This is a genomic window from Streptomyces sp. NPDC019396, from assembly GCF_040632375.1.
GTDB lineage: Bacteria > Actinomycetota > Actinomycetes > Streptomycetales > Streptomycetaceae > Streptomyces.
In genome coordinates this window covers 143,214-165,721 of record NZ_JBEYBS010000001.1, presented here as the reverse complement: position 1 = coordinate 165,721, position 22,508 = coordinate 143,214, and the positions used below count along the sequence as shown (strand labels likewise).

19 protein-coding genes are annotated in these 22,508 nt (G+C 70.6%); 10 read left to right on the top strand and 9 right to left on the bottom strand.

All coding sequences use genetic code 11. The features are described 5' to 3' along the window. Positions 1–77: 77 nt before the first annotated feature. Positions 78–1,289: a pyridoxal phosphate-dependent aminotransferase gene (locus ABZ532_RS00790; RefSeq protein ID WP_361278112.1), complete on the bottom strand. Its 1,212-nt coding sequence runs from the start codon at positions 1,287–1,289 to the stop codon at positions 78–80. Positions 1,290–1,373: 84 nt separating this feature from the next. On the opposite strand from ABZ532_RS00790, the gene ABZ532_RS00785 reads away from it, so the two are divergent. Further along, the gene (locus ABZ532_RS00785; protein ID WP_361278110.1) at positions 1,374–2,021 is read left to right on the top strand and encodes a helix-turn-helix domain-containing protein; all 648 of its coding nucleotides are present in this window, start codon (positions 1,374–1,376) and stop codon (positions 2,019–2,021) included. Between the two features lie 54 nt (positions 2,022–2,075). Continuing rightward, complete coding sequence (locus ABZ532_RS00780; RefSeq protein WP_361278108.1) at positions 2,076–2,738, top strand: uridine kinase; 663 nt, start codon at positions 2,076–2,078, stop codon at positions 2,736–2,738. Between the two features lie 5 nt (positions 2,739–2,743). Here the strand turns inward: ABZ532_RS00780 and ABZ532_RS00775 are convergent, their stop codons facing one another. Both ABZ532_RS00775 and ABZ532_RS00770 read right to left on the bottom strand, forming a co-directional pair. Further along, complete coding sequence (locus ABZ532_RS00775) at positions 2,744–3,667, bottom strand: PfkB family carbohydrate kinase (protein ID WP_361278106.1); 924 nt, start codon at positions 3,665–3,667, stop codon at positions 2,744–2,746. Beyond that, positions 3,664–4,572 carry a pseudouridine-5'-phosphate glycosidase gene (locus ABZ532_RS00770; protein ID WP_361278104.1) on the bottom strand — a complete coding sequence of 303 codons (909 nt, stop codon included), beginning with the start codon at positions 4,570–4,572 and terminating at the stop codon, positions 3,664–3,666. Before ABZ532_RS00770 ends, ABZ532_RS00775 begins: the two co-directional genes overlap by 4 nt. A 122-nt stretch (positions 4,573–4,694) precedes the next feature. On the opposite strand from ABZ532_RS00770, the gene ABZ532_RS00765 reads away from it, so the two are divergent. Next, complete coding sequence (locus ABZ532_RS00765) at positions 4,695–5,072, top strand: cupin domain-containing protein (protein ID WP_361278102.1); 378 nt, start codon at positions 4,695–4,697, stop codon at positions 5,070–5,072. 32 nt (positions 5,073–5,104) lie between these two features. On the opposite strand, the gene ABZ532_RS00760 is transcribed toward ABZ532_RS00765, so the two are convergent. Together ABZ532_RS00760 and ABZ532_RS00755 are read right to left on the bottom strand one after the other, a co-directional pair. Beyond that, positions 5,105–6,472 (bottom strand): MFS transporter, encoded by a 1,368-nt coding sequence (locus tag ABZ532_RS00760; RefSeq protein WP_361278100.1) that lies wholly within the window; start codon positions 6,470–6,472, stop codon positions 5,105–5,107. A 197-nt stretch (positions 6,473–6,669) separates the two neighbouring features. Beyond that, entirely contained in the window at positions 6,670–7,239 is a 570-nt protein-coding gene (locus tag ABZ532_RS00755) for a methylated-DNA--[protein]-cysteine S-methyltransferase (protein WP_361278098.1), read from the bottom strand. 199 nt (positions 7,240–7,438) lie between these two features. On the opposite strand from ABZ532_RS00755, the gene ABZ532_RS00750 reads away from it, so the two are divergent. The 5 genes from ABZ532_RS00750 to ABZ532_RS00730 all read left to right on the top strand — a co-directional run bounded on the left by ABZ532_RS00750 (position 7,439) and on the right by ABZ532_RS00730 (position 14,560). Then, positions 7,439–8,392: an MHYT domain-containing protein gene (locus ABZ532_RS00750; protein WP_361278096.1), complete on the top strand. Its 954-nt coding sequence runs from the start codon at positions 7,439–7,441 to the stop codon at positions 8,390–8,392. Continuing rightward, complete coding sequence (gene uvrB, locus ABZ532_RS00745; RefSeq protein ID WP_361278635.1) at positions 8,301–10,424, top strand: excinuclease ABC subunit UvrB; 2,124 nt, start codon at positions 8,301–8,303, stop codon at positions 10,422–10,424. Before ABZ532_RS00750 ends, uvrB begins: the two co-directional genes overlap by 92 nt. Before the next feature lie 148 nt (positions 10,425–10,572). After that, positions 10,573–11,151 carry a TerD family protein gene (locus ABZ532_RS00740; RefSeq protein WP_361278094.1) on the top strand — a complete coding sequence of 193 codons (579 nt, stop codon included), beginning with the start codon at positions 10,573–10,575 and terminating at the stop codon, positions 11,149–11,151. 121 nt (positions 11,152–11,272) lie between these two features. Beyond that, entirely contained in the window at positions 11,273–13,261 is a 1,989-nt protein-coding gene (locus ABZ532_RS00735; RefSeq protein WP_361278092.1) for a TerD family protein, read from the top strand. Between the two features lie 273 nt (positions 13,262–13,534). Continuing rightward, entirely contained in the window at positions 13,535–14,560 is a 1,026-nt protein-coding gene (locus ABZ532_RS00730) for a TerC family protein (RefSeq protein ID WP_361278090.1), read from the top strand. 96 nt (positions 14,561–14,656) lie between these two features. On the opposite strand, the gene ABZ532_RS00725 is transcribed toward ABZ532_RS00730, so the two are convergent. The 3 genes from ABZ532_RS00725 to ABZ532_RS00715 all read right to left on the bottom strand — a co-directional run bounded on the left by ABZ532_RS00725 (position 14,657) and on the right by ABZ532_RS00715 (position 17,539). Continuing rightward, a complete protein-coding gene (locus ABZ532_RS00725) occupies positions 14,657–15,946 on the bottom strand; it encodes an MFS transporter (protein ID WP_361278088.1) in 1,290 nt (429 codons plus the stop codon). A gap of 154 nt (positions 15,947–16,100) precedes the next feature. Continuing rightward, positions 16,101–16,757, bottom strand: a complete 657-nt coding sequence (locus tag ABZ532_RS00720; RefSeq protein WP_361278086.1) for an MBL fold metallo-hydrolase — start codon at positions 16,755–16,757, stop codon at positions 16,101–16,103. 80 nt (positions 16,758–16,837) lie between these two features. Next, the gene (locus ABZ532_RS00715) at positions 16,838–17,539 is read right to left on the bottom strand and encodes a maleylpyruvate isomerase family mycothiol-dependent enzyme (protein WP_361278084.1); all 702 of its coding nucleotides are present in this window, start codon (positions 17,537–17,539) and stop codon (positions 16,838–16,840) included. Between the two features lie 223 nt (positions 17,540–17,762). Here ABZ532_RS00715 and uvrA point away from each other — a divergent pair, with 223 nt between their 5' ends. Further along, positions 17,763–20,777, top strand: coding sequence for an excinuclease ABC subunit UvrA (gene uvrA, locus ABZ532_RS00710; protein WP_361278082.1), 3,015 nt, complete (start codon positions 17,763–17,765; stop codon positions 20,775–20,777). 123 nt (positions 20,778–20,900) lie between these two features. On the opposite strand, the gene ABZ532_RS00705 is transcribed toward uvrA, so the two are convergent. Next, positions 20,901–21,821 carry a carbohydrate kinase gene (locus ABZ532_RS00705; RefSeq protein WP_361278080.1) on the bottom strand — a complete coding sequence of 307 codons (921 nt, stop codon included), beginning with the start codon at positions 21,819–21,821 and terminating at the stop codon, positions 20,901–20,903. Between the two features lie 187 nt (positions 21,822–22,008). Here ABZ532_RS00705 and ABZ532_RS00700 point away from each other — a divergent pair, with 187 nt between their 5' ends. Continuing rightward, entirely contained in the window at positions 22,009–22,437 is a 429-nt protein-coding gene (locus tag ABZ532_RS00700; RefSeq protein WP_361278078.1) for a Rieske (2Fe-2S) protein, read from the top strand. Positions 22,438–22,508: the final 71 nt, after the last annotated feature.

The following is a 22,508-nucleotide window of genomic DNA, read 5'->3' as shown; positions in this document are numbered from 1 at the left end:
GATGTGAGCGGCATCAACAGGGCCCGAGGGCAGGCTACGCCCTCGGGCCCGCTCCAGTTCTGCCTCTTCCCGCGCACTCACTGGCGGTAGCCGCTGAGGAACCTGCCGATGCGGCTGATCGCCGCGTCCAGGTCGTCGGCGTGGGGGAGCGTCAGGATCCGGAAGTGGTCCGGACGCGGCCAGCTGAAGCCCGTACCCTGCACGACCTGGATCTTCTCGCGCAGCAGCAGATCCAGCACGAACTTCTCGTCGTCGTGGATGGGGTGCACGGCCGGGTCGAGCCGCGGGAAGGCGTACAGCGCGCCCTTCGGCTTCACGCACGAGACCCCGGGTATCTCGTTGAGCCGCTCCCAGGCACGGTCGCGCTGCTCGCGCAGCCGCCCCCCGGGCGCGGTCAGTTCGTGGATGGACTGGCGCCCGCCGAGCGCGGCCTGAATGGCGTACTGCGCGGGCGCGTTGGGGCACAGGCGCATGGACGCGAGCATCGTGAGCCCCTCCAGGTAGCTTCGGGCGTGCTGCTTGGGCCCGGTGACGACCATCCAGCCGGAACGGAACCCGGCCACGCGGTAGGTCTTGGAGAGTCCGCTGAAGGTGAGGACGACCAGGTCCGGGGCGAGGGCCGCCGCGCTGTGGTGGACGGCGTCGTCGTACACGATCTGGTCGTAGATCTCGTCGGCGAACACCATCAGCTGGTGGCGGCGCGCCAGATCGAGGATGCCCTCGACGATCTCACGCGGATACACGGCGCCGGTGGGGTTGTTGGGATTGATGATCAGCACGGCCTTGGTCCGGTCGGTGATCTTCGAGGCCATGTCGTCAAGGTCCGGGTACCAGTCCGCCGACTCGTCGCACAGGTAGTGGACGGGCCGTCCTCCGGCGAGCGTGGTCACGGCGGTCCACAGCGGGAAGTCGGGAGCGGGGATCAGGATCTCGTCACCGTCCTCGAGCAGGGCCTGCACGGCCATGGAGACCAGCTCGGACACCCCGTTCCCGAGGAAGATGTCGTCCACGCCGACCTCGCTGAGGCCGAGGGCCTGGTAGCGCTGGGCGACGGCGCGGCGGGCGGAGAGGATGCCGCGGGAATCGGTGTAGCCATGGGCCTGCGGAAGCATCCGGATCATGTCCTGGAGGATCTCGTCCGGTGCCTCGAAGCCGAACAGCGCGGGGTTGCCCGTGTTGAGGCGCAGGACGCTGTGGCCGGCCTCCTCCAGCGCGTTGGCGTGCTCGATCACCGGTCCGCGGATCTCGTAGCAGACCTCGCTCAGCTTGCTCGACTGCCGGAACTCCATGCGCTGACCTCCCCGGAAACGTTGTTGCTTGGTTTTACCAAGTGACCGCTTGGAAAGTCCAACACTATGTCTAGACTGCCTCGCATGCCGCCTCGCTCGTCATCCCCGCCGCGCACCGCGCGCCGCCGAAGCTATGACCAGTACTGCGCCGCCGCCCGCGCGCTCGACGCCGTCGGCGACCGCTGGACCCTGCTGATCGTCAGGGAACTGCTGGCGGGGCCGCGCCGGTACACCGATCTGCACGCGGATCTGCCCGGTGTCAGCACGGACGTGCTGGCCTCCCGGCTCAAGGACATGGAGCGCGACGGCCTGGCCGTGCGCCACCGCCTCCCGGCGCCCGTCTCCGCCTACGTCTACGAACTGACTCCGCGCGGACATGAGTTGCTGCCCGTGCTCACAGCCCTGGCCGAGTGGGGCGTCCCCGAGCTGACCGAGCCCCGGCCGACGGACGCGGTACGGGCCCACTGGTTCGCCCTGCCGCTGCGCCGGAGCCTTGAACGGGCGGGGTGGCAGGGGACCGTGGAAGTCCGGCTGGACGAGGGCGAGTTCCATCTGCGGGTCGGTGAGTCCGCGGGGGACCCGGTGTACGGGGAAGGGGCGCCGCCGCCCGGTACGGCGGCGGCACGGCTCGAACTCGATGCCGGGACATGCCTGGAGATCAGTCTGGGGAAGCTGGGCGTGGACGACGGGGTACGGGAAGGCCGTATCCGCCTGGAGCGGTTCACGGCCTGAGGCCGCCGAGGCCGTGCCGCATTGCCCGGTCCGCGCCCCAGGCATGATGGAGCCGTGCGACTGCAACCGATCACCTGGGAACGGCTGACCGAAGCCGTCGCCGACCGGATCACGCGGACCACGTCCCACGACGGGGGCAGCCGGCTCCGTGTGGCCGTGGACGGTGCGCCCGCCGCCGGCACGGGCGCGGCCGCCTCCGCGTTCGCGGACGCGCTGCGGCTGCGCGGGCGTGCGGTCCAGGTGGTCGCGGCCACCGGGTTCCTGCGGCCGGCCTCACTGCGTTACGAGCACGGACGCGAGGACCCCGACACGTACTACGAAGGCTGGTTCGACACGGGCGCGCTCTGGCGCGAGGTCTTCGGACCCCTGGAGCCCGGAGGGTCGGGACGGGTGCTGCCCGACCTCTGGGATCCGGTCACCGACCGCGCCACACGCAGCGCGTACCGCGAACTCCCGCCCGGGGGAGTGCTGGTGCTGCAAGGGCCGCTACTGCTCGGGCACTGGTTCCCGTTCGACCTCACCGTCCATCTGCGGCTCTCGCCGGGCGCACTGAGCCGTCGCACGGACCAGGCGGAGCACTGGACACTGCCCGCCTTCGAGCGCTACGAGCACGAGGTCGCCCCGGCCGGTGCCGCCGAGGTCGTCGTCCGTGCCGACGATCCGAGGCACCCGGCCTGGAACGACCCGTGGGGAGCCGGCGAAACGCCAGGCGCGTAGAGGCCCTATCCCGAGGGCGGGCGTCCCCCGTCCAGGGCGACCGCGAGGGCCCCCGCCCGGCATCCCTCCGTCGCGGCGACCGCCGCGTCGGCGCCGGACAGGAGGGCGGCCAGGAAGGCGCCGGTGAAGGCATCACCGGCCCCCGTCGAGTCGACCGCCTTCGCCTGGACCGGTGGCACCCGTGCCGTCACCGTGCCCGCTTCCGCCACCAAGGCGCCCTCGGCGCCGAGCGTGACGACGGTGAGCGGGACCCGGCGGCTCAGCAGTGCCGCGGCGTCGGCGGCGTCGGGGGCGCCGGTCAGCAGCCGGGCCTCGTCGGTGTTGGGCAGCAGCACATCGGCCTTGGCGACCGCGTGGAGGAACGACTCGGCTCCCAGCGCCGCGATGAAGCCCGCCGACGCGGGGTCCACGCTCACCGGGACGCCCCGTGCGTGTGCGTCGGCCATGGCCACGTCCGCGAGTTCGCGGCTCCGGTCGGCGAAGAAGAGGTAGCCGGACAGATGGAGCCGGGCGACCCCGTCGAGCAGGCCGGGCGACCAGTCGGCGGGGGAGATCCGCAGAGCCGCCCCGCTGTCGGTGAGAAAGGTGCGTTCGGCACGGGCGTCCACGAGCGCGACGATGGTGGCGGTCTGTGCCTCGGGGTCGGTCACCAGGAGCGGACGCACCCCGGCCTTTCGCAGACGCGCCGTGTGCCAGTCGGCGCTCTCCGCGCCGACCCTGCCGAGCAGCCGTACGTCTGCGCAACCCGCGTACGCCGCCCAGCAGGCCGCGTTGGCCCCGGCGCCACCCGGGAGGGTCCGTACCTCGGCGGCGGTGTCGGTCCCATGGGCGAGATCCGAACGGTGCCGTGCCACCACATCGGTCGCCACATCGCCGACCACCAGCAGGGCACCGCCCCGGGCGGGACCTGGCGCGGTCGGACCGGTCACAGCGCCGCCGCGATCCGGGCCGCGAGCGTGACGTTTCCGCGTACCGCCGCCAGGTTGGCCTCCAGCGACGCGCCCGCCGTGGCCTGTGTCAGGTGTTCCAGGAGGAAGGGGGTCACTCCCTGGCCCGCGATGCCGCGCTCCTGGCAGGCGTCCAGCGCCTCCGACAGCACCCGGTCATGCAGTTCGGGATCGAGCTGCCGGTCCTCCGGGACCGGCTGGGCCACGACAAGCGCCGTGTCGGGCCCGCCGAGTGCGTCCTGGGCGCGGATCACCCCGGCGACCTCTTCGGGCGTGTGCACCGTCCAGTCGACGGGCTCGCCCGAGGAGGACAGGTAGAACCCGGGGAAGAGGTCGGTGCGGTAGCCGAGGACGCCGACGCCCAGGGTCTCCAGGCGCTGCAGTGTCGCGGGGACGTCGAGGATCGACTTCACCCCGGCGCAGACGACGGCGATCCGCGTGCGTGCCAGCAGCCGCAGATCCGCCGACTCGTCCTGGGAGTGGATCCACTCCCGGTGGACTCCGCCCAGCCCGCCCGTCGCGAACACCCTGATCCCGGCACGGGCGGCGAGGAACGCGGTGGCGGACACGGTCGTCGCCCCGCTCGCCCCGGTGGCGAGGGCGGGTGCGAGGTCGCGGTGCCCGAGCTTGCGGACCTCCGGGTCCTTCGCGACCCGCTCCAACTGGTCCTTGCCGAGGCCGATATGGGCGCGTCCATCCAGTACGGCGATCGTCGCGGGCACCGCTCCGTTGTCCCTGACAAGGGACTCCAGCTCCGCCGCCACGGCCAGATTGCGGGGGCGGGGCAGACCGTGCGCGATGATCGTGGATTCGAGGGCTACGACGGGACGGTGGGCGTCGAGCGCCTCCCGTACCTCTGGCGACAGCAGCAGTGTGGTCTCGGGCATGATCCATCCCTGGCACGGCGAAACCCCGCGCAAACGTTTCGCCAGACATCGATCTTCACTGGCGCGCCCTGAATCTCGCCTGCTCGCGCGGTGCCTATCCGGCCCCGCTAAGGTGACGCGCCATGACGACCTTTGATGACACCGCTGCCGGCCCTGAATCCCCTTCCTTTGTCGTGCACATTCCGGACGTCGAGCTGGAAGCAGAACCGCTCGCCCCTGAGCAGATCGTCTCCGGTGAGCCCGTGGTGACCGGACGGGTCCTGTGGGAGTCGGAAGACGGCAAGCAGCTGCGCGGCATCTGGCAGATCACCCCCGGCGTGGTCACGGACACCGAGGCCAATGAGCTGTTCGTCGTCGTGAGCGGGCGCGCCACCGTGGCGGTGGAGGGTGGTGCCACCCTTGAAGTCGGTCCCGGCGACGCCTGTGTGCTGCGCGAGGGCGACAAGACGACCTGGACGGTCCACGAGACCCTGCGGAAGGCCTACCACATCAGCCTTTAGAACAAGGCTCAGCCGGTGGGTGGCGGCAGGGATCAGTCCGTGGTCGCGGAACCCGCCGGGTCCGGGACAGCCGGGGCATCCGAGGTGTCCGGGCGGGCGGGGTCCCCGCCCCCGGACGCCGCCGCCCTGGTGTCCTCACGCGACCGTGTGAGCGCGCGGTACACGATGAGGGTCGCCAGCGGCAGCAGCAGGCAGGCCCCGACCGCGTTCAGCCAGCCATAGCTGGTGCGGGACACGATCAGACCGGCCGCGGCACCGCCGATACCCGCCGCCGCGTTCATCGTCAGGTCCGAAAGACCCTGCACGGCGGCGCGGGCCGGGCCCGGCACCGAGTCCGTCAGGAGCGCCGAGCCCGAGACGAGCCCCGCGGACCAGCCCAGGCCGAGCAGGAACAGACCGGCGGCGGTACGGCTGTGACTCGCCCCGGCGGTCCCGGCCAGCAGCGTCGCGCAGGCGAGCAGCCCCATGGCCAGGCCGATCACCGAGAGCCGACCGAGCCGGTCGGCCAGCCAGCCCATCACCGGTGAGAATGCGTACATACCCGCGATATGGCCGCTGATCACCAAGCCGATCAGCTCGATCCCCGCCCCGTGATGGCTCAGTGCCAAGGGGGTCATCGACATGATCGACACCATCGCGGTATGGGCGACCACGATGGTCGCGAGGGCCAGCTGGGCCCGCGGCGATTCCCGGACCGCACGCACCCCCGCCCGTAGCGAACGCCCTTCCTTGGTGTCCTCGCCGGCCGGGGCCAGCGCCCGCGCCGTCAGCAGGGGGTCGGGACGCAGCAGCAGGGCGACGACCAGCGCCGAGATCAGGAACACCCCGCCCGCCCACAGGAACGGTCCGGCTGTCTCCGGGATCCCGAGCCGGGACGCGCTGCGGCCCGCGGGCGCGGCGATGTTCGGCCCGAGCACCGCTCCGATCGTGGTGGCCCACACCACGAGGGAGATGGCCCGTGCCCGCCGGTCGGGCTCCGCCAGGTCCGCAGCGGCGAAGCGCGACTGGAGATTCGCCGATGAGGCGGCGCCGAAGCCCGCCATCCCCAGCAGGAGCAGCGGGAAATTGCCGAGCGCCGCCGCCAGAACCACGATGGCCGCCCCGGTCGCGCCGATCACATAGGCAAGCACGAGGCCCGGGCGGCGCCCACGCGCGGTCATCAGCGCGGCCAGCGGTACGGACAGCAGCGCCGTACCTGCCACCATCGCCGTCGGGGCGAGACCGGAGAGCGCCTCGGAACCGCTCACCTGCTGCGCCAGCACGGAGGCCAGAGCGACGCCGGTGGCCACGCCGAGACCCCCGAGTATCTGGCCCGCGATGAGCACGGGGGTGATTCGCCGTCGTAGCGCGGGCAGTTCCGCCGCGTCGATAGCCGCCGGGGATTTCTTTCCGGTGCTCATCGGGTGACCGCGCCCGCTCCGGAGAACGCGCTGTCGACACCGGCTATCGGAACATCACAGGAAGTAGGAGCCACCGCCGCAGTGTGCCAGGTGTGTGCGCACCGGCGGAATCGCCTTTCGGCCGCCCCGGACAGAGGGCTCGGTGCGGGTGAGGTGGCACACCAGTGCCGCTCAGAGCAGCCGCTCGGGCCCGCCGATCAGAACAACGGCTCGGGCAGCACTCCCTCCAGGGCCAGCAGCTTGCGCTTGGTCTCCCGGCCGCCGCCGAAGCCTCCGAGACTTCCGTCGCTTTCCACCACGCGGTGGCACGGCACCACCAACGGCAGCGGATTCGACCCCATCGCAGCGCCCACCGCCTGCGCGGCGTCCGGCCGACCCACCCGCGCGGCCAGCTCGCCGTATCCCACCACCGCGCCGTACGGCACCCCCGATGCCAGCTCGCGCAGCACCTCGCGGTTGAAGCCGGAGGTCAGCGACCAGTCCAGCGTCAGGTCGAAGTCCCGGCGCCGCCCCGCGAAGTACTCTGCGAACTGACATATGGGCTCGGCGAGCCGACCGGGTGCGGCAGGGCCGCCCGCCGAAGCCGCACCCGCCCCGGAGGCCACCTGACGAGGGGTGCCGCCCAGCTGGGCGACCAGCCGGTCGACCGCCCTGTCACGCGCCGGCGCATCGGCGTGGAACGCGACGCTCACCAGTCCGTCCGCGGTGGCAGCGAGCAGCAGCGGCCCGATGTCCGAGCCCACCACGGTCCACTCGAAGCTCTTCATGGCACCACCGTAGGACCAGCCACTGACAATGCCCCTGACCCCGGGGTTTGCCTCCTGGCAGGATCGCCCTACCCTCACCCCGTAACGGGCTCCCTCCACCGGGAACCCTCGGGCCGCGAGCGGCACAGGGCGGCAAGGGCCCGCACACGGGCGGTACACAGCGGCACAGGGCGGTACACGGAGCGAAGGACACAGCGCGATGCAGGGCACAGTCGATGGTTTCAGCCACGGTCTCCTCACGCCCGTGGCCGCCTTTCTCATGGCCTGCGCCGGCGGGGCGCTGGGGCTGCGCTGCACCGCCTGGGCGGTGTGCACGAGCAGATCGTGCGGAGCGCGCGGAGCGCTGCGCTGGTGGTGGCTGATGCTCGGGGCCGCCGCCATCGGTACCGGGATCTGGACCATGCACTTCATCGCGATGACGGGCTTCACCGTCGCGGAGGCCCCGATCGGCTACGACCGGCCCACGACCTGGGCCAGTCTCGGTGTCGCCGTCGTCATGACCGGCACCGGGATCGTCATCGTGGGCCATCGCGGCGCCACCGCCCTGGCCCTGGTCACCGGTGGCACCATCACCGGACTCGGCATCGCTTCCGCGCACTATCTGGGCATGGCCGGAATGCGGCTCCACGGGCGGCTCGCCTACGACACCGCGACCATCGCCCTCTCCGTAGTGATCGCCGTCGTCGCGGCCACCGCGGCCCTCTGGGCCGCCGTCTCCGTCCGCGGCCTTCTGCCGAGCCTGGGTGCCGGACTGGTGATGGGGCTCGCCGTCAGCGGCATGCACTACACCGGGATGGCGGGAGTGCGGGTCCATGTGCACGGTGCCGCCCCCGCGGGCGTGGCCGGCGACTCACCGGCCACCCTCCTCGCCCCCCTCCTGGTCGGCCCGCTGTTCTTCCTCGTCCTGGCGGGTGCGCTCGCCGTATCCGCCCGGAAGCGGTCCGGGGGCTCCGCGCCCGCCGAGAACGCCGAGTCCGCCGGGGATTCCGCGTACCGGCATCAATGTCAGTGGCGGGTCGTACGGTGGTTCCATGCGGCCCGTTACCAAGATCGAACGCTCGATGGCGCCCTTCGAGGTCATCAGCCCCTACCAGCCCAGCGGCGACCAGCCGACGGCCATCGCCGAGCTCGAGAAGCGCATTCGAGCAGGTGAGAAGGACGTCGTCCTGCTCGGTGCGACCGGCACGGGCAAGTCCGCGACCACGGCATGGATGATCGAGAAGCTCCAGCGCCCCACTCTGGTCATGGCGCCGAACAAGACGCTGGCCGCCCAGCTGGCCAACGAGTTCCGCGAGCTCCTGCCGAACAACGCGGTGGAGTATTTCGTCTCGTACTACGACTACTACCAGCCAGAGGCCTACGTCCCCCAGTCGGACACGTACATCGAGAAGGACTCCTCGATCAACGAGGAGGTGGAGCGGCTGCGCCACTCCGCGACGAACTCGCTGCTGACCCGCAGGGACGTGGTCGTGGTCGCATCGGTCTCGTGCATCTACGGCCTCGGCACCCCGCAGGAGTACGTGGACCGCATGGTGCCGCTGAAGGTCGGCGAGGAGATCGACCGCGACCAGCTGCTGCGCCGCTTCGTCGACATCCAGTACACGCGCAACGACCTGGCGTTCGCCCGGGGCACCTTCCGGGTCCGCGGCGACACCATCGAGATCTTCCCGGTCTACGAGGAGCTGGCCGTCCGCATCGAGATGTTCGGCGACGAGATCGAGGCGCTCTCCACCCTGCACCCGCTCACCGGCGAGGTGATCAGTGACGACCGGGAGCTGTACGTCTTCCCCGCCAGCCACTACGTCGCCGGACCCGAGCGCATGGAGAAGGCGGTCAACGGCATCGAGCGCGAGCTCGAGGCGCGCCTCGCCGAGCTGGACAAGCAGGGCAAGCTGCTGGAGTCGCAGCGGCTGCGGATGCGCACCACGTACGACATCGAGATGCTGCGCCAGATCGGCAGCTGCTCCGGCGTGGAGAACTACTCGATGCACTTCGACGACCGTGACCCCGGCACCCCGCCCAACACGCTGCTCGACTACTTCCCCGAGGACTTCCTGCTGGTCATCGACGAGTCGCATGTGACGGTCCCGCAGATCGGCGCGATGTACGAGGGTGACGCCTCTCGTAAGCGGACCCTTGTCGACCACGGCTTCCGCCTGCCCTCGGCCCTCGACAACAGGCCCCTGAAGTGGGAGGAGTTCCAGGGGCGGATCGGGCAGACGGTGTACCTGTCCGCCACCCCGGGCGCCTATGAGCTGTCCCGCTCCGACGGGTTCGTGGAGCAGATCATCCGCCCTACCGGACTGGTCGACCCCGAGGTGGTCGTCAAGCCCACCGAGGGCCAGATCGACGACCTGGTGCACGAGATCCGCAAGCGGACCGAGAAGGACGAACGCGTCCTGGTGACCACCCTCACCAAGAAGATGGCCGAGGACCTCACCGACTACTTCCTGGAGCTGGGCGTACAGGTCCGCTATCTGCACAGCGACGTCGACACCCTGCGCCGGATCGAGCTGCTGCGCGAGCTGCGCGCCGGTGAGTACGACGTGCTGGTCGGCATCAACCTGCTCCGTGAGGGCCTCGACCTCCCCGAGGTGTCCCTGGTGGCGATCCTCGACGCGGACAAGGAGGGCTTCCTGCGCTCCGGCACCTCCCTCATCCAGACCATCGGCCGCGCGGCGCGCAATGTCTCCGGGCAGGTCCATATGTACGCCGACAAGATCACCCCGGCCATGGAGAAGGCCATCGAGGAGACCAACCGCCGCCGGGCCAGGCAGATCGCCTACAACAAGGCGAACGGAATCGACCCCCAGCCCCTGCGCAAGAAGATCAACGACATCGTGGCCACCATCGCCCGCGAGGAGGTCGACACCGAGCAGCTCCTCGGCACCGGCTACCGCCAGGGCAAGGAGGGCAAGGCCGCAAGGACACCGGTGCCCTCGCTGGCAGCGCACGCGGGCCCGGGCGCAAAGGCGGCGAAGGGCGCCAAGGCCGGCGGCGCCAGGAAGGGCGAGATCACCAGCGACCGCCCGGCCGCCGAACTGGCCGGGATCATCGAGGAGATGACCGACCGGATGCGGGCCGCAGCGGCGGAGCTCCAGTTCGAGGTGGCCGCCCGGCTGAGGGACGAGGTCAGTGAACTCAAGAAGGAGCTGCGGCAGATGAGGGAGGCGGGGCTGGCCTGAGCCCGCGACTGTTGCAAGAGCGCCACAAAAAGGCCGACCCGCGCTCCGCGGGTCGGCTGGGATGCGTAGGGTTTCAGACGTGGTCGCCCCGCGGACGGCGACCGCGATGGCTATCCCGGTCAGACCGGGGAGAGAGGGGGGACAGCGCGTGAGCGTCAACTTGTCCAAGGGGCAGGGCATCAGCCTTCAGAAGTCCGACGGCGGCACGCTGACCGCGGTGCGGATGGGCTTGGGCTGGCAGGCGGCTCCTCGGCGCGGGCTCTTCGGGTCCCGCACCAGGGAGATCGACCTCGACGCCTCGGCCGTCCTCTTCGCCGACAAGCAGCCCGTGGATGTGGTGTTCTTCCGCCACCTTGTCAGCGACGACGGATCCGTCCGCCACACCGGTGACAATCTGGTCGGCGGCGCCGGACAGGGCGGGGACGACGAGGCCATCCTGGTCGACCTCCAGCGTGTACCGGTCCACATCGACCAGATCGTCTTCACGGTGAACTCCTTCACCGGCCAGACCTTCGCCGAGGTGCAGAACGCGTTCTGCCGGATCGTCGACGAGACCAACGGCCAGGAAATGGCGCGTTACACCCTCACCGGTGGCGGTCAGTACACCGCCCAGATCATGGCCAAGGTGCACCGCGTCGGCTCCGGCTGGCAGATGACCGCCGTCGGCGAGCCCGCCAACGGCCGCACCTTCCAGGACCTGATGCCGGCGATCGTTCCGCACCTGTAGGCATGCCCGGTCACGGCCCCGGGGCCGTGACCGCCCTTCGTGCGGCTCCCGGCGGCTTCGACCGCCGGGAGCCGTCGTCACCGCGCACCACCGAGAGCTCATCACCGAGGGGACAGAGCCGATGACGGCCGAGCTGGTCCGGGGGCAGAACCATCCGCTGCCCCACACCCGACTGGAAATCCGGGTGTCGGCCGGAAAGTCCGTCGTGGCCGGTGCGACCCTGGCCGACGAGCACGGCCGCGTTCCGGGCCCCGAATGGCTCGCACACCCCGCCCAGCCGGCCTGTCCCGGAGTGGAGGTGTCCCGGCAGGCGACCGCCGACCACCGGATCGCCGTCGACCTGGCCGTCGTGCCGGCCGCCACGCACCGGGTGTCGGTGCTGCTAGCGCTGCCGGTGGCCCCAGGCGCCCCGGCCGGCTTCGGGGCCGTCGCGGCCCCCTTTCTCGCCGTCACCGGCCCCGAAGGCGCCGGGATCGTCAGCTACACCCTCACCGGCCTGGACACCGAGTCCGCCGTGGTCGCCGTGGAGTTCTACCGCCGTCAGGACGCCTGGAAGATACGGGCCGTCGGCCAGGGGTACGCGGGCGGTCTCGCCGAGCTGCTCGCCGATCAGGGCGTCGACCGTCCCGGTGAGCTCGCCGCCACCATCCACGAGACCGTCGCCCCCGGGCTGGCCCGCACGGTCGGCACACCACCGCCACGCACCACGGAGGTGCGCCACGGCGCACCGGCGGCCGCCTCGAGCGCGGCGGGAGACCACACTCTTCCCGGTACCGGGACGCCCGCGCCCGACCAGGGCACCCAGGAGCCGGCCGACGCGCACCCCGGGACCCAGGACGTGCCCCTGCCGAGCGCCGCGAACGAGCCGGTTACGGCCGCGCCGCCCAGTGGCCCCATCAGCTACGCGCACCCCCGCAGACAGTCCACCGCGCCACCGTCGCCGGGCCCGGCCGTGCCGCCCGCCGAGCCGGGCCGCCCGGCCCCGCCGGTCGCCGGTGACGCCACCGGATGGTCCATGGAGGAGCGGCTCTACAACCAGGTCTGGGGCATGTTCGAGGACCTGGCCCGGGCAACCGCCGCCTACCGGAGCGCCGTCGAGTTCGCCGAGACCCGCCGTGATCAGGAGCTCGACCGTGCTCTCTCCGACCCGCGTGCCCGGCTCACCGGCTCAGGGGATGCCGCGATGGCCGCTCGCGACCGCTGCGATGAGCTGACCGGACGGGCCCGTGAGGCCCTCGACCGCGATCTCGGCCAGCTCACCGCGGAGTCCGGGGTCGTCGAGCCCGCGCTGCCGCCCGCCTTCGCCCGCTGGGACCATCCGGTCTGGCAGGCCTACCGTGCGCCGATGGAGATCCCGATGGCCCTGCGCCTCGGGGATCTGCACCTTCCCGAGTGCCCCGGGCTGCGTATCCCCATGCTGATGCGGCTGCCGCTCGAACGGGGCCTGTGGGTCGACAGCGGCCGCCGGACCTCGGATGCGGCGTCCCTGATGGACGAGGCGCAGATCCGCAGACTCGCCATGGACACGGCCGTCAACCACGCGGCCCGGCTGCTCGCCGTCTATCCGGCCGGTGAGTTCACGGTGCATGTGATCGACCCGGCCGGTTCGGGTGCGAGCTCGCTCGCCCCGCTGGTGCACTCGGGCGTGCTGGACGAGCCGCCTGCCTCCGGCGCCCAGGGTGTCTCAACGGTGCTCGGCAAGCTCACCCAGCGAGTCGATCTCGTACAGATGGCGGTACGCGCCGGAGCGGCCGACGCACTGCCGCCGGATCTCGACACCGCCGAGCAGCTGGTGATCGTCAATGACTTCCCGCATGGTTTCGACGACCGCGCCGTCACCCAGTTGCGCTATCTCGCCGACGAGGGTCCCGCGGTCGGCGTGCATCTGCTCATGGTGGCCGACCGGGAGGACGCAAGCGCCTACGGGCCGGTGCTCGATCCCCTGTGGCGCTCGCTGCTGAGGATCACCCCGGTCCCGGACGCGCATCTCGCCGACCCCTGGGTGCAGCACTCCTGGACATACGAGCCGCCGGTGATCCCCCCGGGCAGCCAGGTGCTCCGGCAGGTGCTCACCCGGGTGGCCGAGGCCAGGCGCACCGGGAGGCGGTGAAACGGCCGTGGTGCGGAGGAAGCGCTGATCGCACGGCTCCCCACCGAGGGACTTGGCATTCACATTACCCTTCGCTTTACCTTCCTTTGGTCTTTCCTGTACTGTTCTTTACGCGGAGGGGAGTACTCCCATATGCGGTGTGCCCGTCAGTACGGACCGTCAGACAGAGCCCGGTCCCGGGGCACCGGCCCGCGAGCGGCAGTGTCCGCCCGGGTGGAAGAGACCTCCGGCAGCGATGACGCTGATCAGTAGCGGTACGACGCCGGAGGCGCAGTGGACGTTTCGATAACCGTGTGGGCACTGACCATTCTCGGTCTGTGTGCCTTGATCGCTGTCGACTTCTTGATCGGGCGCAAGCCCCATGACGTGTCGATGAAGGAAGCCGGGATCTGGACGGTGGTCTGGATCGTCCTGGCAGTGCTCTTCGGCCTCGGCCTGCTGCTTGCCGGAGAGAGCCAGGCCTCGGGCGAGTTCTTCGCGGGATTCATCACGGAGAAGTCGCTCAGTGTCGACAACCTGTTCGTCTTCGTCCTGATCATGGCGAAGTTCTCGGTGCCGTCCCACCTCCAGCAGCGTGTGCTGCTCGTGGGTGTGCTGATCGCCCTGGTCCTGAGGGCCGTCTTCATCGCCGCGGGCGCCGCGATCATCACCAACTTCTCGTGGGTGTTCTACATCTTCGGCGCGTTCCTGATCTACACCGCCTGGAAGCTCATCCAGGAGGCGCGCTCGGACGACGAGGAGGATGAGTTCGAGGAGAACCGCCTGCTCAAGTCGATCGAGAAGAAGTTCGGCGTCGCCGACCGCTATCACGGCACCAAGCTGTTCATCCGCGTCAACGGCAAGCGTGTGCTGACCCCGCTGATGGTGGTCATGCTGGCCATCGGCACCACGGATGTGCTGTTCGCCCTGGACTCGATCCCGGCGATCTTCGGACTGACCCAGGACCCGTACATCGTCTTCACGGCCAACGCCTTCGCCCTGATGGGCCTGCGCCAGCTGTACTTCCTGATCGGCGGGCTCCTCAAGAAGCTGGTCCACCTGAGCTACGGCCTCTCGGTGATTCTCGGCTTCATCGGGGTGAAACTCGTGCTGCACGCCCTGCACGAGTCCGGGGTGCCCGTCCCCGAGATCTCGATCCCGTTCTCGCTGGCGTTCATCTGCGCCGTCCTGGTGATCACCACCATCACCAGCCTCATCGCCTCGAGGAGGCAGGAGCAGCGCGAGGCCGCCGAAGGTGGCGGCACCAGCTCGCCCCCGGCCTCGGACGGCGAGACCGAGAAGGACAGCATCGGCGCCTGACACCCGCCTCGCACACTCCGGGGCCCGCACGTCCTCTGCGGTGCGGGCCCCGGCTCAGGTCCGGGTGCGGGCCCGGGCTCAGGCAGGGGGCGACGCTCAGGCCGCCGCGCTGTCCCGCGCGGGCGCCGCGGACTCCGCCGTCGGCAGCCGCGCGGGCAGGGTCTCCGGCAGGAGGGCGAAGCACAGCAGGCTGAGCAGCGCGATCCCCGTCAGATAGGCGGCCACTCCCCAGGGCGGGCCGCTCCCGTCCGACAGCGCGGTGGCCACGATCGGCGTCAGCGCCCCGCCCAGTACCCCGGCGAGGTTGTAACCCACCGCCGCACCGGTGCAGCGCACCCTCGGCTCGTAGAGCTCCGGCAGATACGCCGCGATCACGGCGAAGATGGTGATGAACGCCAGCAGGGCGACAAGGAAGCCGAAGAACATGGGCACCGGCCGCCCTGTCTGCAGCAGGGCCACCATCGGGAACATCCAGAGCGCGATGACCGCGCAGCCGATGAGACACAACGGCCGCCGGCCGTACCGGTCACCGAGCATCGCCGCGAACGGCGTGGCGGCACCCTTGAGGGCGACGGCGGCCATGATCGACCCGAGCATGGCCGTACGACTCACCCCGAGCCGCTCGGTCCCGTAGGCGAGTGACCAGGTCGAGACCGTGTAGAAGACCGCGTATCCCACGGCCAGCGCGCCAGCAGTCAGCAGCACCAGCCGCCAGTGCCCGCGCAGCACCTCGGCCAGGGGCATCCGGGCGGGCTCGGTGATCTCCCTGAACTGCGGGGTCTCCGCCAGCGAACGGCGCAGCAGCAGTCCACCGGCGGCGAGCAGCCCAGCCGCCCAGAACGGCACACGCCAGCCCCAGCTCTGGAACTGGGCCTGGGTCAGTCCCGCGGAGAGCGCCAGCATCACCCCGTTGGCGAGCAGGAAGCCCACGGCGGGCCCGATCTGGGGGAAGCTCGCCCACAGCCCGCGGCGTGCCTCGGGCGCGTGCTCGGCCGTCAGCAGGACGGCACCGCCCCACTCCCCGCCGAGCCCGAACCCCTGCAGGAAGCGCAGCACCAGCAGCAGCGCGGGGGCGGCGGCGCCGAGGGTGGCGTAGGTGGGCACACAGCCGACCAGCACGGTGGCCACCCCGGTCAGCAGCAGAGAGCCGAACATCACCGGCCGCCGTCCGTACCGGTCGCCGATGTGCCCGAAGAGGACGGAACCAAGCGGTCGTGAGATGAATCCGATCGCGAACGTGCCAAAGGCGGCCAGGGTTCCGGCGAGCGGGGAGAACGTGGGGAAGAACAGCGGTCCGAGGACCAGTGCCGCAGCCGTGCCGTAGACGAAGAAGTCGTAGAACTCCACGGCCGTCCCGGCGAGGGAGGCAGCGGCGAGGCGGGTCATCGAAGGGGCGGATGGTTCAGCACCGGAGGGAGCGGGGGAAGTGGGCGCAGCGTGATTTTTGTGCACGCCGCGCCAACTACGCGTGATCGTTCCGGGTTACGGGGCGCACGTGGTCGGCACGCCCCGCCCCGGAAACCGTCCCCGGTCGGGGCGCTCACCAGCCGCGTTCGCGCCACTCCGGCAGATGCGGACGCTCTGCGCCCAGGGTGGTGTCGTTGCCGTGCCCGGGGTACACCCAGGTCTCGTCGGGGAGCCGACCGAAGATCTTGGTCTCCACGTCGTCGATGAGGCTGGCGAACGCCCTGGGGTCGTCGTGGGTGTTGCCGACCCCCCCGGGGAACAGGCAGTCACCGGTGAACACATGCGGGTGACCGTGCGGGTCGTCGTAGACCAGAGCGATCGACCCCGGGGTGTGACCCACGAGGTGGCGGGCGGTCAGCTCGACCCGCCCGACCTTGATGACATCGCCGTCGTCCACGAGTACGTCCGTGGGCACCGGGATTCCCCGGGCGTCCTCACGGCCCGCGTAGGTGCGGGCTCCGGTCGCCGCGACCACCGATTCGAGCCCGTGCCAGTGGTCACCGTGCTGATGGGTGGTGACGACGGACGCGATGCCGTCGTCACCGATCAGCCGGAGCAGGGTCTCGGGCTCGTTCGCCGCGTCGATCAGCAGCTGCTCGCCGGTCGCCCGGCAGCGCAGCAGATATGCGTTGTTGTCCATCGGACCCACCGCGACCTTCGAGATCATCAGGTCCTTGAGCTCATGGACATCCGCCGGGCCGCCGACCTTCACCGCTCCGCTGTAAGTCATGGAGCCAGCGTACTCAGGTGATCACAGCCGCGGCAGCATGATCACGTGACGGGAGCCCGATCACGATGACACCGGCGCGATCACAGCGCCGGCAACGCCGGAAGCGCACCACCCGAGACCTTGAGTGCCGCACCGTCGCGGCGGCCGGCCAGCCAGCCGAGGAGATCGGCCGCGGCCCCCGTGACGGTGACGGGTGCGCCCTCGGCCCCTCCGCCCGTGCCCCATGTGCGCCCGTCGTCCGCGACCACCGTGGTGGACGGTACGTCCTTGTGCCCGGCGAAGCGCTGGGTGAGGAAGTCGATCTCGCGCTCGGTGAAACTGCCGGGGAGGTCCTCGAGCTCGTATCCGATGCCGAGGTCGACATGGTGCAGCTCCACCTCGACAAGGCGCCGGAAGGGCACGCGGGACGCCGTGTCCGTGATTCCGTTGCGCAGCTCGACCGTGCGGTCCCAGCCGCCTTCCACCGTCTCCTGGGTGGCGCCCACGGTCCGGAACCGGATGCCGCTCTCGCGCACGTCGTCGAGCTGGGCGTCGAGCGGCCGGGCCGCGTCCCGCTCGATGTCGGCGTCGCGGGCCTCGGCGCTCGGGTACATGGGGCGGCCCTCGAGGACGTTGACGATGGCGTCGGCGTTGCGGGCGATATGGGCCAGGACGTGGCCGCGGCTCCAGCCGGGGAGCCGTGACGGCCCGGCGACGGCCGCGTTGTCCAGTCCGGCGGCGGCATCGAGGAGCCGCTCGGTCGCTTCGTGTACTGAATCCAGGTCGCGCAAAGGATCGATCATGGGGCCGACCATAGCCCCGCCACACGTTCGGGTGAAGCTCGCACCGGACCGCCGAAAATCGAATGCGCGTGCTATAGGCTCGGTCGAGGCATCCTTGGTAGTCAGGCATTCATCCGTCAGGCAGCTATCGATCTCGTGGCCCCCTAGCCTGGAGCAGTCCGGGACGGGGCCCGTGCCCCCGCTCTTCTCCCACGACCTCTCTCAAGAAAGGTGCGGACCCGGCGTGGCCGACCGTCTCATCGTCCGTGGCGCTCGCGAGCACAACCTCAAGAACGTCTCGCTCGACCTCCCGCGTGACTCACTCATCGTCTTCACCGGGCTCTCTGGGTCGGGCAAGTCGTCGCTCGCGTTCGACACGATCTTCGCCGAGGGACAGCGCCGCTACGTCGAGTCGCTGTCCTCCTACGCCCGGCAGTTCCTCGGCCAGATGGACAAGCCGGACGTCGACTTCATCGAGGGCCTCTCACCGGCCGTCTCGATCGACCAGAAGTCCACCTCACGCAACCCGCGCTCCACGGTGGGCACCATCACCGAGGTCTACGACTACCTCCGGCTGCTCTTCGCCAGGATCGGGAAGCCGCACTGCCCCGAGTGCGGCCGTCCCATCGCGCGCCAGTCGCCGCAGGCCATCGTGGACAAGGTGCTGGAGCTGCCCGAAGGCAGCCGCTTCCAGGTGCTGTCGCCGCTGGTGCGCGAGCGCAAGGGCGAGTTCGTGGATCTCTTCGCCGACCTCCAGGCCAAGGGCTACGCCCGGGCGAGGGTGGACGGTCGGACGATCCAGCTCTCGGAGCCGCCCACGCTCAAGAAGCAGGAGAAGCACACCATCGAGGTGGTGGTCGACCGCCTCACCGTCAAGGACAGCGCCAAGCGGCGGCTCACCGACTCCGTCGAGACCGCGCTCGGCCTCTCCGGCGGCATGGTCGTGCTGGACTTCGTGGATCTCTCCGAGAACGACCCCGAGCGGGAGCGTATGTACTCGGAGCATCTGTACTGCGCGTACGACGACCTCTCCTTCGAGGAGCTCGAGCCCCGCTCGTTCTCCTTCAACTCGCCCTTCGGTGCCTGCCCCGACTGCACCGGCATCGGCACGCGGATGGAGGTCGACCCCGAGCTGATCGTCCCGGACGAGGAGCGCTCGCTCGACGAGGGCGCGATCCACCCCTGGTCACACGGTCACACCAAGGAGTACTTCGGGCGCCTGATCGGCGGGCTCTCCGACGCGCTCGGGTTCCGCACGGACATGCCCTGGGCCGGGCTGCCGCAGCGCGCCAAGAAGGCCCTGCTGTACGGGCACAAGACCCAGGTCGAGGTGCGCTACCGCAATCGCTACGGACGCGAGCGGGCCTACACCACCCCCGCCTTCGAGGGTGCGGTCTCGTTCGTCAAGCGGCGCCACAGCGAGGCCGAGAGCGATTCCAGCCGTGAGCGCTTCGAGGGCTATATGCGCGAGGTGCCCTGCCCGACCTGTGAGGGCACCCGCCTCAAGCCGATCGTGCTCGCGGTCACGGTGATGGAGAAGTCCATCGCCGAGGTCTCCGCCATGTCGATCAGCGAGTGCGCCGACTTCCTCGGCAGACTCACCCTCAACGCCCGTGACAAGAAGATCGCGGAGCGGGTGCTCAAGGAGGTCAACGAGCGGCTGCGTTTCCTGGTCGACGTCGGACTCGACTACCTCTCCCTCAATCGTGCGGCGGGCACCCTCTCCGGCGGCGAGGCGCAGCGCATCCGCCTGGCCACCCAGATCGGCTCGGGGCTCGTGGGCGTGCTGTATGTGCTGGACGAGCCGTCCATCGGACTGCACCAGCGCGACAACCACCGGCTCATCGAGACCCTTGTGCGCCTGCGGGACATGGGCAACACCCTGATCGTCGTCGAGCACGACGAGGACACCATCAAGGTGGCCGACTGGGTGGTCGACATCGGCCCGGGCGCCGGTGAGCACGGCGGCAAGGTCGTCCACTCCGGTCCGCTCAAGCAGCTGCTGGCCAACAAGGAGTCGATGACCGGGCAGTACCTGTCCGGCAAGAAGTCCATCGCCACACCGGACATCCGGCGCCCGGTGGACCCCGGCAGGCAGCTCACCGTGCACGGCGCCCGGGAGAACAACCTGCGGGACATCGACGTGTCCTTCCCGCTGGGTGTGCTCACCGCCGTCACCGGAGTCTCCGGCTCGGGCAAGTCGACCCTGGTCAACGACATCCTCTACACACACCTCGCCCGGGAGCTCAACGGTGCCAAGTCGGTGCCCGGGCGGCACACCCGCGTGGACGGTGACGATCTCGTCGACAAGGTCGTCCACGTCGACCAGTCGCCCATCGGCCGCACCCCCCGGTCCAACCCGGCCACCTACACCGGGGTCTTCGACCATGTCCGCAAGCTGTTCGCGGAGACCATGGAGGCGAAGGTGCGCGGCTATCTGCCGGGCCGCTTCTCCTTCAACGTCAAGGGCGGTCGCTGCGAGAACTGCTCCGGTGACGGCACGATCAAGATCGAGATGAACTTCCTGCCGGACGTCTACGTCCCGTGCGAGGTCTGTCACGGCGCCCGCTACAACCGGGAGACCCTCGAGGTCCACTACAAGGGCAAGTCCATCGCCGAGGTGCTGGACATGCCCATCGAGGAGGCCCTGCACTTCTTCGAGGCGGTGCCGACCATCGCCCGCCATCTGAGGACGTTGAACGAGGTGGGCCTCGGGTACGTCAGGCTCGGCCAGTCCGCACCCACGCTGTCGGGTGGCGAGGCGCAGCGGGTGAAGCTGGCCAGCGAGCTCCAGAAGCGGTCCACCGGCCGCACGGTCTACGTGCTCGACGAGCCGACCACCGGTCTGCACTTCGAGGACATCTCCAAGCTGATCAAGGTGTTGTCCGGGCTGGTCGAAAAGGGCAACACGGTGATCGTCATCGAGCACAACCTGGACGTGATCAAGACTGCCGACTGGGTCGTCGACATGGGTCCCGAAGGCGGCGGCGGCGGTGGCCTGGTGATCGCCGAGGGCACACCCGAACAGGTCGCGAGCGTCCCGGAGAGCCACACCGGCAAGTTCCTGCGTGACATCCTGGGCGCTGAGCGGATCAGCGACGCGGTGCCGCCGCAGTCACGCAAGTCCGCTTCGGCCAGGAAGACCACGACGGCGAAGAAGGTGGTGGCGGCCAATTCCACCGCCACCAAGAAGGGGGCGACGGCCCGGGCCACCACGGCGAAGAAGGCCACCACGCGCGCCAGGGCGCGCAAGGCCTGAGCCCGGACCGGGGCCGCGACGACCAGGCCGGGTCCGGAGTCCAGCCACCGCTCGGGGGTGGCAGGACACCGGACCTGGCCCCTGTTCGGGGTGCGGAACGGCTCCGGGCACCGGGGCCGGGTGTCAGCCCAGCTCGTGGGCGTACGGCGGCTCCGCCCCCGTGCGCGAGCAGGTCAGCGCCGCCGCCCGGGCGGCGAATTCGAGGACAGCGGTCCAGTCGAATGTGTCCATGGCGTCCAGGGCGCCCGGGGAGAGTGCGTCCCGGCGCTCCAGGGCATGCAGCAGCGCCGCGTTGACCGTGTCGCCGGCGCCGATGGTGTCCACCACCGTCACCGGTTCCGCGGGCACGGACACCTTCCTGCCCTGCCGGGTGAACACCGCGAGGCCCTGGTCGCCACGCGTCAGTACCACCGCGGCCGGGCCCCGCCCCCCAAGCCAGCGCCCGGGATCCCCGCCCAGCCAGGCCGCGTCGTCCTCGGACAGCTTCAGCAGCGACACCGAGGGGAGCCAGCCGTCGAAGCGGGCCCGGTATCCCTCGTCGTCGGGGATCAGACCCTGGCGTACGTTCGGATCGAGCAGGGTGAAGCGCCCCCGGGAGGCCTCCCGGCGCAGCAGGGCCTCATAGGCGCTCGCCCCCGGTTCCAGCGCCAGTGAGCAGGTCCCGAACGCCAACGCCCGGACCTCCTCGGGGAGTTCGGGCGGCAGTTCGAAGAGCCGGTCCGCGCTGCCGTTGGCGTAGAAGCCGTAGCGCGCAGAGCCGTCCGCCCCGAGCGAGGCGACCGCGAGCGTCGTCGGCTCGGGACCGCGCTGCACCAGCGACGTCCCGACGCCCGCCGCGTGCAGCCCGCCGAGCAGGGCCTCGCCGAAGCCGTCCGTCGACACCCGCGAACAGAAGGTCACCGGCGCGCCGAGCCGCCCCAGTGCCACCGCGGTGTTGTACGGGCCGCCGCCGAGCCTGGGCAGCAGCGCGGGCAGGGGCCCGCCGCTGGCTGCAGCCCGCTGCGGGACCAGATCGATCAGGGACTCACCGGCGACGACGATCACGCCCGGAAACGTAACTCATCGTTCCGCTCGGGCGACAGCGAGTCGGGAACGCCACCCGTCCGCCCACCCGCTCGTGAGGGCCGTGAACTGCGCCGGTATCGTCGCTTCTGTCACCCGAGTGGCGCACCGGCACCCGCATCTGCCTGCGCACCCGCCCCGACCTCGATCCCGACCCAGTGGAGTGCGCATGTCCGGTCAGTCGCCCGCCCGCCGCACCGTGCTGAAGGGCGCCGCGCTCGCCGGGGCAGCAGGGCTGGGAGCCGCCGCCTGTTCCACCGAGTCCAAGCTCGGTCACGCCGAGGTACCCACCCCGACCGCCCCCGTCGACCTCGGCGCCGCGGACGCCGTCCCCGTCGGCGGCGCGAAGCTCTACCGGGAGCAGCGGCTGGTGGTCCACTGTCCGGCGGCGGGCCGGTACAAGGCGTTCAGCGCACAGTGCACCCACGCGGGCTGCGTCCTGGACAAGCTCGAGGGCACCGAGGGTAACTGCCCCTGCCACGGCAGCCGCTTCGACGTGACGTCGGGCAACGCCGTCAAGGGTCCGGCGACCGTGCCGCTGCCGGAGGTCCCGGTGAGCGTGCGGGACGGAAAGCTCGTCGCGGGCCCGCAGGCCTGACCGACTCGGCACCGCGCGCCGGACCCGGTCCGCGGAGCCCTGGCGCGAACCCGCGCGAGACGTTGGCGCGA